The organism is Streptomyces sp. NPDC054975 (genome assembly GCF_053609105.1).
In genome coordinates, this window is record NZ_JBSGWV010000004.1 from 213,123 (window position 1) to 225,892 (window position 12,770).

Annotated in this window: 10 protein-coding genes; 7 read left to right on the forward strand and 3 right to left on the reverse strand. The window is 70.7% G+C overall.

Annotated features, from left to right (window positions below; all coding sequences use genetic code 11):
• The first annotated feature begins 6 nt into the window (after nt 1–6).
• The 5 genes from ACWF79_RS07475 to ACWF79_RS07495 all read left to right on the forward strand — a co-directional run bounded on the left by ACWF79_RS07475 (nt 7) and on the right by ACWF79_RS07495 (nt 5,645).
• Nucleotides 7–1,260, forward strand: coding sequence for an NAD(P)/FAD-dependent oxidoreductase (locus ACWF79_RS07475; RefSeq protein WP_453727095.1), 1,254 nt, complete (start codon nt 7–9; stop codon nt 1,258–1,260).
• 1 nt (nt 1,261) lies between these two features.
• The gene (gene nirB / locus ACWF79_RS07480; RefSeq protein WP_453727096.1) at nt 1,262–3,808 is read left to right on the forward strand and encodes a nitrite reductase large subunit NirB; all 2,547 of its coding nucleotides are present in this window, start codon (nt 1,262–1,264) and stop codon (nt 3,806–3,808) included.
• A 6-nt stretch (nt 3,809–3,814) separates the two neighbouring features.
• A complete protein-coding gene (nirD, locus tag ACWF79_RS07485; protein WP_453727097.1) occupies nt 3,815–4,156 on the forward strand; it encodes a nitrite reductase small subunit NirD in 342 nt (113 codons plus the stop codon).
• Nucleotides 4,157–4,202: 46 nt separating this feature from the next.
• Entirely contained in the window at nt 4,203–4,787 is a 585-nt protein-coding gene (locus tag ACWF79_RS07490) for a TetR/AcrR family transcriptional regulator (protein WP_453727098.1), read from the forward strand.
• 96 nt (nt 4,788–4,883) lie between these two features.
• Nucleotides 4,884–5,645, forward strand: a complete 762-nt coding sequence (locus tag ACWF79_RS07495) for an SDR family NAD(P)-dependent oxidoreductase (RefSeq protein ID WP_453727099.1) — start codon at nt 4,884–4,886, stop codon at nt 5,643–5,645.
• A 19-nt stretch (nt 5,646–5,664) separates the two neighbouring features.
• Here ACWF79_RS07495 and ACWF79_RS07500 read toward each other — a convergent pair whose 3' ends face one another.
• Nucleotides 5,665–6,075, reverse strand: coding sequence for a VOC family protein (locus ACWF79_RS07500; protein WP_453727100.1), 411 nt, complete (start codon nt 6,073–6,075; stop codon nt 5,665–5,667).
• 132 nt (nt 6,076–6,207) lie between these two features.
• Here ACWF79_RS07500 and ACWF79_RS07505 point away from each other — a divergent pair, with 132 nt between their 5' ends.
• Both ACWF79_RS07505 and ACWF79_RS07510 read left to right on the forward strand, forming a co-directional pair.
• A complete protein-coding gene (locus tag ACWF79_RS07505) occupies nt 6,208–6,777 on the forward strand; it encodes a hypothetical protein (RefSeq protein ID WP_453727101.1) in 570 nt (189 codons plus the stop codon).
• 256 nt (nt 6,778–7,033) lie between these two features.
• Nucleotides 7,034–8,194 (forward strand): alkaline phosphatase PhoX, encoded by a 1,161-nt coding sequence (locus tag ACWF79_RS07510; RefSeq protein ID WP_453727102.1) that lies wholly within the window; start codon nt 7,034–7,036, stop codon nt 8,192–8,194.
• Here ACWF79_RS07510 and ACWF79_RS07515 read toward each other — a convergent pair.
• Nucleotides 8,164–9,210: an ArsR/SmtB family transcription factor gene (locus ACWF79_RS07515; RefSeq protein ID WP_453727103.1), complete on the reverse strand. Its 1,047-nt coding sequence runs from the start codon at nt 9,208–9,210 to the stop codon at nt 8,164–8,166. The genes ACWF79_RS07510 and ACWF79_RS07515 overlap by 31 nt on opposite strands.
• Before the next feature lie 574 nt (nt 9,211–9,784).
• Complete coding sequence (gene ppdK, locus ACWF79_RS07520; protein WP_453727104.1) at nt 9,785–12,496, reverse strand: pyruvate, phosphate dikinase; 2,712 nt, start codon at nt 12,494–12,496, stop codon at nt 9,785–9,787.
• Nucleotides 12,497–12,770: the final 274 nt, after the last annotated feature.

The window sequence follows — 12,770 nt, forward strand, 5'->3', positions numbered from 1 at the left end:
CGACACATGAGTACACGCATCGTGGTGGTGGGCGGCGGAACGGCGGGCGTCCGGCTCGCCCAGCGCCTGCCCGTCACCCTCCTCGGCGAGGAGCCGCACGCACCGTACAACAGGGTGCTGCTCGCGGACGTCCTCGCCGGGCGGTACGCGCCCGAGGTGATCGCGCTGCCCGACCCCCGCGAGCCGGTACGGCGCGGGGTGCGGGCGGTGCGGATCGACCGGGCCGCCCGGGTCGTGGAGTGCGAGGACGGGACGGCCGTCGGCTACGACCGGCTGGTCCTGGCGACGGGCTCCAACCCGGTGCTCCCGCCGCTGCGTGGCCTCCGCGGTGGCCGGCTGCCCACGGGCGTGCACCCGTTCCGGACGCTCGACGACTGCCTGGAGCTGCGGGCCGTCGTCCGCCCGGGCGTGCGGGCGGTCGTGATCGGCGGCGGTCTGCTCGGGGTCTCGGCGGCTCGCGCGCTGGCCGCGCTCGGCGCGGAGGTGGTGCTGACCCAGCAGGGCGAGCGGCTCATGGAGCGTCACCTCGACGCCCAGGCCTCGGCGTTGCTCCGGGACCACGTGGAGTCGCTCGGTGTCGAGGTCCACACCGAGTGCCGGGTCAGCGGGCTGCGGCAGCGGGACGACGCGGTGACGGCCGTCGAGCTGGCGGACGGGTTCGTGCTCGACGCGCAGGTCGTGGTCCTCGCGTGCGGGGTCAGGCCGCGTGTCGGTCTCGCCCGGGACGCCGGCCTCGACGTCCGTCAGGGCATCGTCGTCGACGACGAGCTGCGCACCTCCGACCCGTACATCCACGCCATCGGCGACTGCGCGGAGCACGCCGGGCGGTCGTACGGGCTGGCGGGCCCGGCGCTGGAACAGGCGGACGTCCTGGCGGACGTCCTCCTGGCGGAGTCGGCCGACGGCGTCCTTGCGGGCGCCTCCGCCCCGACCTCCGCCACGACCGCGCCGCACGAACCCACCGCGCCCCGCTACACCGGCACCCGCGCGCTCACCCGGCTCACGCTGAACGGTCCCGAGGGTCTCGACCTCGCCGCGTTCGGCGAGGCCACTCCCCTGCCGGGGGACGACGTCGTCCAGCTGACCGACGCCACCCGGCGCGCCTACCGCAAGGTCGTCGTCCGCGGCGACCGGCTCGTGGGCGGCGTGCTGCTCGGCGACCTCGCCGCCGTCGGGACGCTCGCCCGGGCGTGGGAGGGCGACGAAGCCCTGCCCGACGCCCCCCTGCTTCATCTGCTCACCCATGACGGAGGCTCCTGAGATGGCGACCACGCCCCTGAACACCCCCACCGTGCCCACCATCGTCCTGGTCGGCCACGGCATGGTCGGCCAGCGGTTCCTGGAGACGCTCGCGGACCGGGGCGTCACCGAGCGGGCGCGGGTCGTCGTGCTCTGCGAGGAGCCGCGCCCCGCCTACGACCGCGTCCAGTTGACCTCGTACTTCAGCGGCCGCACACCCGACGAGCTGTCGATGGTCGAGGACGGCTTCATGGCGCGGCACGGCATCGAGCTGTACGTCGGTGACCCGGCCGAGTCCGTCGACCGCGCCGCCCGCACGGTCACCGCGCGCTCCGGGCAGGTCTTCGCGTACGACACGCTCGTCCTGGCCACCGGTTCGTACCCCTTCGTGCCGCCCGTCCCGGGCAAGGACGCGCGCGGCTGTTTCGTGTACCGGACGATCGAGGACCTGCTGGCGATCGAGGAGTACGCCAAGACGTCCACGACCGGCGCCGTGGTCGGCGGCGGCCTGCTGGGCCTGGAGGCGGCCGGCGCGCTCAAGGGCCTGGGCCTTGCCACGCACGTCGTGGAGTTCGCGCCCCGGCTGATGCCGGTGCAGGTGGACGAGGGCGGCGGCGCGGCGCTGCTGCGCACGATCGAGCGGATGGGCCTGACGGTCCACACCGGCATCGGTACGCAGGAGGTCATGACCGAGGACGGCTCGGTCGTCGGGATGAAGCTGTCGGACGGGTCCGAACTGGCCACGGACATGGTGGTGTTCTCGGCGGGCGTACGGCCCCGGGACCAGCTGGCGCGCGCCTGCGGCCTGACCGTGGGCGAGCGCGGCGGGATCGCGGTGGACGAGCGGTGCCGGACGTCCGACCCGGCCGTGTACGCGATCGGCGAGTGCGCGCTCGCCTCGGACGGCCGGGTGTACGGCCTGGTGGCGCCGGGCTACGAGATGGCACTGACGGCGGCGGCGACGATCGCGGACGAGGACGTCCCGGGGTTCACCGGTGCCGACATGTCGACGAAGCTGAAGCTGCTCGGTGTGGACGTGGCCTCCTTCGGCGACGCGCACGGCACGACCGAGGGCTGCCTCGACGTCGTCTACTCCGACTCCCGTTCGGGCGTCTACAAGAAGCTCGTGGTCGACGGCGAGGGTGTGCTGCTCGGCGGCGTCCTGGTCGGTGACGCCGACTCGTACGGGATGCTGCGGCCGCTCACCGGCTCCGTGCCGCCGGTCTCCCCCGAGCAGCTGGTCCTCCCGGCGGGCGCGGGTGCGCCGGTCGCGCTCGGCCCGTCGGCGCTGCCGGACGACGCCGTCATCTGCTCCTGCCACAACGTCACCAAGCACGCGATCACCCAGTGCGCGACGCTGCCGGAGGTGAAGAAGTGCACCAAGGCGGGGACGGGCTGCGGCAGTTGTGTGAAGCTCATCGGGCAGCTGCTGCCGGAGCCCGCCGACAAGGGGCTCTGCGGCTGCTTCTCGTACACCCGCGGTGAACTGTACGAGATCGCCCGTACGCTGCGGCTCACCTCCTTCGCCGAGCTGCTCGACTCGCACGGCCGGCCGGAGGCGCGCGGCGGCGAGGGCTGCGAGGTCTGCAAGCCGACGATCGCCTCGATCCTGGCGAGCCTCGCCCCGACGATCGGTGTGGGCGGGTACATCCTCGACGGCGAGCAGGCCTCCCTCCAGGACACCAACGACCACTTCCTCGCCAACCTGCAGCGCAACGGCTCGTACTCGGTGGTCCCCCGCATCCCCGGCGGCGAGGTCACCCCGGAGAAGCTGATCGTGATCGGCGAGGTGGCCCGCGACTTCGGGCTCTACACCAAGATCACGGGCGGTCAGCGGATCGACATGTTCGGCGCGCGCGTCGAGCAGCTGCCGGCGATCTGGACCCGGCTCGTCGACGCGGGCTTCGAGTCGGGGCACGCCTACGGCAAGTCGCTGCGCACGGTGAAGTCCTGCGTGGGGCAGACCTGGTGCCGCTACGGCGTCCAGGACTCGGTGAAGATGGCGATCCAGCTGGAGCTGCGCTACCGGGGGCTGCGCTCCCCGCACAAGCTCAAGTCGGCGGTCTCCGGCTGTGCGCGGGAGTGCGCGGAGGCGCAGTCGAAGGACTTCGGTGTCATCGCGACGGCCAACGGCTGGAACCTGTACGTGGGCGGCAACGGCGGCGCCACCCCGCGCCACGCGGACCTGCTCGCCCAGGACCTGTCGGACGCCGAACTGGTGCGGCTGATCGACCGGTTCCTGATGTTCTACATCCGTACCGCCGATCGTCTGGAGCGCACCTCGACCTGGCTGGAGCGCCTCGAGGGCGGGCTCGACCATCTGCGGGACGTGGTCGTGCACGACTCACTGGGGCTCTGCGACGAGCTGGAGGCGCTGATGGCGGCCCATGTCGCGGACTACCAGGACGAGTGGGCGGCGACCCTGGACGACCCCGAGCGGCTGCGCCGTTTCGTGTCGTTCGTGAACGCGCCGGAGGCGCCGGACCCGTCGGTGCGGTTCGTGCCGGAGCGGGACCAGATCAAGCCGGACCTGACGGTCCTCACCATCGGAACTCTGGAAGGGGTCTGAAGCCCGATGCATCTCGAACTCTCCCACGACATCGAGGCCGACGCCTGGACGCCGGTCTGCGAGACCTCACGGCTGACGCCGGGCCGGGGCGTGGCCGCGCTGCTCCCCGACGGCCGGCAGGCGGCGCTCTTCCTGGACCGGGCGGGGCGGGCGTACGCGATCGAGAACCGCGATCCGTTCACCGGGGCGCAGGTGCTGTCCCGGGGGCTCCTCGGCTCCGCGGGCGGGCGGACGTTCGTGGCGTCGCCGCTGCTGAAGCAGCGCTTCGACCTGGAAACGGGGCGGTGCCTGGACGACGAGAGCGTGTCGGTGACGGTCTTCCCGGTCCGCGCGGTGGCAGCTTCTTGATCATTCCATCTTGACCGACCGTTCCAGATACTCCTAGAGTCAACGCGTGGCCAGGACCAAGGAATTCGACCCCGACGCCGCGCTCCAGGCAGCCCTCGAGCTGTTCTGGGCGCGCGGTTACGAGGCGACGACGATGGCGGATCTCGTCGAGCACCTCGGGATCGGCCGCGCCAGCATCTACGCGACCTTCGGCAACAAGCACGCCCTCTACATGAAGGCGCTGGACCGCTACCTCCGGTCGCGCGAGCCGGCGATGCTGGAGGAGCTGTCCGCGCCGGGCCCCGCACTCCCGCCGGTACGAGACCTGATCAGGCGCTTCGCCGCGGAGGCGGGGGCCGAAGCGACACGCCTGAACGGGTGTTTCGTCACCAACTCGGCGGCCGAACTGGGGCCTCGTGACGGGGCGGTGGCGCGGCGGGTGGAGCTGAGCTGGGAGCAGATCGAGACCCTGCTCCACTCCTCGCTGGTCCGCGCCCGCGCCCAGGGCGAGCTGCCGCCCGAGCGCGATCCGCAGGCCCTGGCGCGGATGCTCCTCGTCCTGGCCCAGGGCCTCCGGGTCGTCGGCAAGGCGTCGAGCGACCCGGCCCGGGTCCGTGACGCGGCGGAGCAGGCCCTGACCCTGCTCGACTGAGAAACCGAGGCCTTCTCGGGAAGGGGCGCCCCACGGCGCCCCTTTTCCTCGGCCTTCTTATTGGAACGTACGGTCAAGAAACAAGGAGCCATCGCCATGCCCGCACGCTTCACCGACAAGCGCGTCCTCGTCACGGGCGCCGGCACCGGCCTCGGCCGGGCCATCGCGCTCGCCTTCGCCGCCGAGGGCGCGAAGGTCGTCGCCTCCGGCCGCACCGCGGCCACGCTCGAAGAGACGGTCTCCCTGATCGAGGCCGCCGGCGGCACGGCGGCCGCCGTCCTCGCCGACGTGTCCCGCGCCGAGGACACCCGCCGCCTCGTCCAGAAGACCGTGGAGACCTTCGGCGGCCTCGACGTCGCCGTGAACAACGCCGGCGTCTTCCGGGGCGGCGCGTCCGCCGCCGACTTCCCCCTGGAGGAGTGGCAGACCCTGCTCGACATCAACGTCACCGGCGTCCTGCACTCGCTCCAGGCCGAGATCGCCCACATGCGGGCCAACGGCGGCGGCGCCATCGTCAACATCTCCTCGAACCTGGGCCCGCACGTGCGCATCCCGGGCGTCTTCGGCTACCAGGTCTCCAAGGCGGCGGTCTCCGCGATGACCCGCGCCGCCGCCCTGGACCACGTCGCCGAGGGGGTCCGGATCAACGCGGTCAGCCCGGGCGCCTCGGAGTCCACGATGTCGCTGCGGCCCGGGGAGACGGAGGCCGAGCGGGCGGTACGGATGAAGGACGAGTCGCCGCTCGGCCGGATCTCGACGGCCTCCGAGGTCGCGGCGGCGGTGCTGTACCTCGCCTCGGACGACGCCGGTTCGGTCGTCGGCACCGATCTGGTGATCGACGGCGGCGTTTCGGCCTGAAGATGCGACCGGCCGCCGCTCAGCCCTCGATGGCGGCCGGGTCCATCCACATGACCTCCCAGTGGTGGCCGTCGGGGTCCGTGAACGAGCGGCCGTACATCGAGCCGAAGTCGATGGGCTCCTTCGCCGCGGAACCACCGGCGGCGAGGGCGCCTTCCGCGAGCTCATCGACCTTCTCGCGGCTCTCGGCGCTCAGCGTGAGGAGGACCTCGGTCGACTTCGTCGCGTCGACGAGCTCCTTGCCCGGCTTGGTGAACTCCTTGAACTTCGGCTCGGTCAGCAGCATCGCGAAGATCGTGTCACTGATGATCATGCAGGCGGTCGTGTCGTCGCTGAACTGCGGGTTGAAGGAGTAGCCGAGCTTGCCCCAGAAGGCCTTGGTGGTCTCCAGGTCCTTGACCGGCAGGTTGACGAAGATCATCTGGCTCATGGTGCGTTCTCTCTTCCGTGACGGTTGATGCCTGGGGCGCTTCGTGTGCGCTTTCGAGAGGTAAGACGGCAGGCCGGGGCGGAACTCATCGGCACGCGGGAAGTTTTTTTCGGACGGGGCTAGCGTCGGGGTATGAGCCCCGCAGGCAGGAAGATCACCGAACGATTGTCGGACGACGCCCTTGCCACCGCCACCGGGCGGGACTGGGCGGGCTGGTTCGCGCTGCTCGACGCCTGGGGCGCCATCGGACAGGGGCACGCCACGATCGCCCGCCACCTGGTCGACGCGCACGGCGTCAGCGGCTGGCACGCCCAGTCGATCACGGTCGGCTACGAGCAGGAGCGCGGGCTGCGCCAGGTCGGCCAGGCCTCCGACGGCCGCTGGCAGGTGAGCGCGAGCAAGACGGTGAACGCCCCGGCCGAGCGCTGCACGGCCGCCTTCGCCGACGAGGAGCCGCGCCGCCGCTGGCTGCCGGAGGGAGAGCTGGAGGTGCGCACCCACCGGCCGGGGAAGTCGGTGACGGCGGCCTGGGACGGCGGGACGAGCCGGATCGAGGTCTATCTGACGCCGAAGGGCGAGACGAAGACCCGGATCGGCCTCGGCCACACCGGACTCCCGGACGCGGACGCCGTGGCCGCCTACAAGGACTTCTGGCGCGAACGTCTCACGGAGCTCAAGGCGCTCCTGGAATCGGAGACGTGAGCCCGCTCCCATCCGGGACGTGAGCAGTGAGCCCGCTCCCATCCGGGACGTACGCATGTGAGCCCGCTCCAATCCGGGACGTAAGCACCCGTTCTCCCCCCGGTCCGCGCGCCGACCTTCCGACCGACGCTTCCCCTTCATCGATTGTTGCTGCACCGTCAACTCCGTACCAACTCCGTACTCCTAGGTTCCCGAAGCGCGCGACCCCGCCGCCGACCGGTGTGGCGGGTTCACACACCATCCTCTGGAGTGAGACGTGGAGCGACGCAGTTTCCTGCGCGGAGCGGTCATCGGCACGTCGGCCGCCGCCTTCGGCGGCACCCTGATGCGCGGGGCGGCCTACGCGGCCCCCGCTCAGCCCGGCGCCGGCCCCTACGGGGCCCTCGGCGCAGCGAACGCCAACGGCATCCAGCTGCCGAGCGGATTCAGCAGCCGGATCATCGCCCGGTCGGGACAGACCGTCCCCGGCACCTCGTACACCTGGCACAACGCCCCCGACGGCGGCGCCTGTTTCGCCGACGGGACCGGCTGGATCTACGTGTCCAACTCGGAGATCTCGTCCACCGGCGGCGCGAGCGCGGTGAAGTTCAACTCGTCGGGTTCCATCACCGGCGCGTACCGCATCCTGTCCAACACCAACCGCAACTGCGCGGGCGGCAAGACCCCGTGGAACACCTGGCTGTCCTGCGAGGAGGTCAGCCTCGGCTACGTCTACGAGACCGACCCCTGGGGCGTGAACGCGGCGGTCCGCCGGTCGGCGATGGGCCGGTTCAACCACGAGGCCGCCGCCGCCGATCCCGTCCGCAAGGTGATCTACCTGACCGAGGACGAGTCCAGCGGCTGCTTCTACCGGTTCATCCCCACCACCTGGGGCAACCTCTCGTCGGGCACGCTCCAGGTCATGGTGGCCGGCACCGCCACCTCGGGCTCCTTCACCTGGCAGAACGTGCCGGACCCGGACGGCTCGCCGACCGCGACGCGCAGCCAGGTCGCCGCCTCGAAGAAGTTCAACGGCGGCGAGGGCTGCCACTACGCCAACGACACCGTCTGGTTCACCACCAAGGGCGACAACCGCCTCTGGCAGCTCAACCTCACCAACAACACCTACGAACTCGCCTACGACGACTCGCTGGTGTCCGGCGGCGGCGCCCCGCTGACCGGTGTCGACAACGTCACCGGCTCCTCCTCCGGCGACCTGTTCATCGCCGAGGACGGCGGCAACATGGAGATCTGCATCATCACGCCGGACGACGTCGTGGCCCCGTTCCTGCGGATCACCGGCCAGTCCAGCTCCGAGATCTGCGGACCGGCCTTCTCCCCCGACGGCAAGCGGCTGTACTTCTCCAGCCAGCGCGGCACCAGCGGCAGCTCCTCGGGCGGCATCACCTACGAGGTGACCGGCCCGTTCCGCGCGTAGAGACGCTCCGCGGGGGCCGTCGTCGTGACGGTCCCCGCGACCCTCCGCCCGCCGCCGAGCAGGGCGGCGCCCAGCGGCGTCAGGGTGTGCAGGACCGCGTTGCCGTGCCGCAGCGTCGCCACGAGCCCCGCCTCGCGCAGGACGCCCGCGTGCTGGCTGGCCGAGGCGAGCGACACCCCCGCCCTGCGGGCGAGTTCGCTGGTGGTGCCCCCGTCGCCGATCGCGTGCAGGACCGCCGAGCGGGTGTTGCCGACCAGCTTGGCCAGCGAGGAGCCGCCCGGCTCGTGCACCGTCGGCGCCTCGCAGTGCGTCGTCGGGTAGACGAGCACCGGGGGCAGCGTCGGGTCGCGCAGGACGACGGGCGTGCCCCGGCAGAAGTACGAGGGCTGGAGCAGCAGGCCCCTGCCGTCGAGGTGCAGGTCGCGGGCGACCGGATAGTCGGCCTCCAGGACGGGTGCGCGCCAGCGGAACATCGGTGGCAGCGAGGCGAGGAGCTCGTCCGCGCCGCCGTCGAGCAGGGCCCGGCCGCGTACCGCCCGGTCCGCCTCCACCCGGGCGCGGATGTGCGGCCAGAACGGCTCGATCGCCGCCCGGTGGTAGCTCCGCAGGGCCCCCACGAGCCGGCCGAACGGCTCCTCGCCGCCCTCGGCGAGGGCGCGCAGCGAGTGCGGCACGGTCCTGCCCCCGGCCCGGTCGGCGCCGAGGAGGGCCAGTTCCGCCCGGAGCCGGTCCCCGGGGGTCGCGCGGACCGCCTGGAGGCCTTCGTCGAGCCCCTGCAGCCCCTCGGGAGGGGTCAGGAAGTCGGGGAAGTAACCGCGACTGGGAACGAGCGCGGCGAGCAGCCGCGTCTCCCCGTTGAGCCTCGGACGGGTCTGGGAACGCCATTCTCCGTAGACGACCGGGCCGCGCCGGTCTCTAAGCCGATGAAAGCTGAGAATCGTTTCCCACAGAACGTCGGGCCGGGCCGCCATCCGCACGCCCGCCACGTCGCTTGCGGTGAAATGAATCCGCAGCATTGAACCCCCACCTGTGCACTCGCAACCACCCCCGTCGATGAGTATGCACATCATCACTGCACGTTACCAGGGTGTTTCAGCCACACTTGAAAAGCATCGCGGGGACCGGGGGCAAACGGAAAAGCTGTGGGTGTCGGGCAGGAAACCTTCAGGACCGAGGTGGCGTGACGAAGACCGTGGGGGGCTTCACACGTCCGGCGGCGGTCGGCGAGGGTTGCGGCTCACCTGCCCGGCATGGGTAATGGGCGCGGCCACCGGGTGGGGATCCGGGGGCCGCGCCCGCCCTGTTCTTTGCTGGACGAATCGTGGAAAGTTCAATACCGAAAGTTCAATGGCCAATATTTCAATCGGCCTCAATTGAACACAAACTCACATCCGGCGAACATCCCGGGGGCTTCCACGAGGCTTCCCGGGGTGGACGAAATACGACGGGGCGGACACCTCCGCACAAGGTGTCCGCCCCGTCTCTCTTGCGACCCGGAGTCGCCGCCCATCGGTTGAGGGTCGGGGACGAGCGGCGACTCCGGTGATCTTTGCTACTGAACGCTCGGTCAGCGAGCCCTCAGCAGGTGCCTCAGCGGCTGTCGGAGCCCTTCGACTCCGCCGCCGCGCGACCGGCCTCCAGGCGCGCCACCGGGATCCGGAACGGCGAGCAGGAGACGTAGTCGAGGCCGACCTCGTGGAAGAAGTGCACCGACTCCGGGTCGCCGCCGTGCTCGCCGCAGACGCCGAGCTTGATGTCCGGGCGGGTGGCCCGGCCGGCCTCGACGGCGCTGCGGACCAGCGCGCCGACGCCGTCCTTGTCGATGGTCTCGAACGGCGAGACACCGAAGATGCCCTTCTCCAGGTACGCGGTGAAGAAGCTGGCCTCCACGTCGTCCCGGGAGAAGCCCCACACGGTCTGGGTGAGGTCGTTCGTACCGAAGGAGAAGAACTCGGCGGCCTCGGCGATCTGACCGGCGGTCACGGCGGCGCGCGGCAGCTCGATCATGGTGCCGAGCGCGAGCTTCAGCTCCACACCCGTCTTCGCCTGGACCTCGGCGATGACCTGCTCGGCCTCGTCGCGGACGAGCTCCAGCTCCTGGACGGTGCCGACGAGCGGGATCATGATCTCGGCGCGCGGGTCGCCCTTGGCCTCGATGCGCTGGGCCGCCGCCTCGGCGATCGCGCGGACCTGCATGGTGAACAGGCCGGGGATGACCAGGCCCAGCCGGACACCGCGCAGACCCAGCATCGGGTTCTGCTCGTGCAGCCGGTGGACTGCCTGGAGCAGCCGCAGCTCGTTCTCGTGCGGCTCCTTGCGGGCCTCGGCGAGGGCGACACGCACCGACAGCTCGGTGATGTCGGGCAGGAACTCGTGCAGCGGCGGGTCGAGCAGCCGGACCGTGACGGGCAGCCCGTCCATGGCCTCGAAGAGCTCGACGAAGTCCTTCTTCTGCAGCGGGAGCAGGGCGTCCAGGGCCTCGGTCCGCTCCTCGTCGGTGTCGGCGAGGATCAGCTTCTCGACCATCTCGCGGCGCTCGCCGAGGAACATGTGCTCGGTGCGGCACAGGCCGATGCCCTGGGCGCCGAAGCGGCGGGCGCGCGAGGCGTCCTCGGCGTTGTCGGCGTTGGCGCGGACGCGCAGGCGGCGGACGCGGTCGGCGTAGGCCATGATCCGGTGGACCGCGGCGACCAGCTCGTCGGCGTCGTCGGCACCGGCGTGCATCCGGCCCTCGAAGTACTCGACGACCGGCGACGGTACGACGGGTACCTCGCCGAGGTACACCTTGCCGGTGGAGCCGTCGATGGAGACGACGTCGCCCTCCTCGATGACCTGGCCCGAGGTGGTGGTCATCCGGCGGCGCTTGGTGTCGACCTCGAGCTCCTCGGCGCCGCAGACACAGGTCTTGCCCATGCCGCGGGCGACGACGGCGGCGTGCGAGGTCTTGCCGCCGCGCGAGGTCAGGATGCCCTCGGAGGCGATCATGCCGTCCAGGTCGTCGGGGTTGGTCTCGCGGCGGATCAGGATGACCTTCTCGCCGGAGCGGGACCACTTGACGGCCGTGTACGAGTCGAAGACGGCCTTGCCGACGGCCGCGCCCGGGGAGGCGGCGATACCGCGGCCGATCTGCTCGACCTTGGCGTTCTCGTCGAACTTGGGGAACATCAGCTGCGCGAGCTGGGCGCCGTTGACGCGCTGGAGCGCCTCGGCCTCGTCGATCAGGCCCTGGTCGACGAGCTGGGTGGCGATCCGGAAGGCGGCACCGGCGGTGCGCTTGCCGACACGGGTCTGCAGCATCCAGAGCTGGCCGCGCTCGATGGTGAACTCGATGTCGCAGAGATCCTTGTAGTGGGTCTCCAGCGTCTCCATGATCTGCATCAGCTGGTCGTACGACGCCTTGTCGATCGACTCCAGCTCGGCCAGCGGCACGGTGTTGCGGATACCGGCGACGACGTCCTCGCCCTGCGCGTTCTGCAGGTAGTCGCCGTAGACGCCCTGGTGGCCGGAGGCGGGGTCACGGGTGAAGGCGACACCGGTGCCGGAGTCCGGGCCGAGGTTGCCGAAGACCATGGAGCAGACGTTGACGGCGGTGCCCAGGTCGTGCGGGATGCGCTCCTGGCGACGGTAGAGCTTGGCGCGGTCGGTGTTCCAGGAGTTGAAGACGGCCTCGATGGCGAGGTCCATCTGCTCACGCGGGTCCTGGGGGAAGTCGCGCCCGGCCTCGGCCTTGACGATCTTCTTGAAGTGCTTGACGACCTTCTTCAGGTCGGCGGCGTCGAGGTCGGTGTCGACGGTGACCTTCTTGGCGGCCTTGGCCTCGTCGAGGGCCTCCTCGAAGAGCTCGCCGTCGACGCCGAGGACGGTCTTGCCGAACATCTGAATGAGCCGGCGGTACGAGTCCCACGCGAAGCGCTCGTTGTCGGCCTGGGCGGCCAGGCCCGCGACGGACTCGTCGGAGAGGCCGATGTTCAGGACGGTGTCCATCATGCCGGGCATGGAGAACTTGGCGCCCGAGCGGACGGAGACGAGCAGCGGGTTGTCGGCCTGGCCGAGCTTCTTGCCCATCTTCTGCTCAAGGGCGTCCAGGTGGGCGCTGACCTCGTCGCGGAGCGCGACGGGCTCGGAGCCGCTGTCGAGGTAGACCTTGCACGCCTCGGTGGTGATCGTGAAGCCGGGGGGAACCGGGAGGCCGAGGTTGGTCATCTCGGCGAGGTTCGCACCCTTGCCACCGAGCAGGTCCTTCAGGTCCCTGTTGCCCTCGGTGAAGTCGTACACGAACTTCTGATCTTTGTTTTCCGACACGTGTCTCGACTCCTCGAGGACTCGGTGGCTGCCCTGACGGCGAGGAACATACCCAGATCGAAGGCTCATGTGGAGGTACGCCTACCGGACACGTGGTCTTAACCACCCGTCCGCCAGTACATCGAAAGTAACTGAGGAGTAGCTTCCGCTTTCAGGCTCCGAAGCTCCCTTGACTCAAACCTGGGATTACACGCTCACATGAGCGCCTTCCACAGCACTCGCGTTCAACTCTTGAACGCGAGAGGGGTGGCACCCAGTGCCACCCCTCCATAAG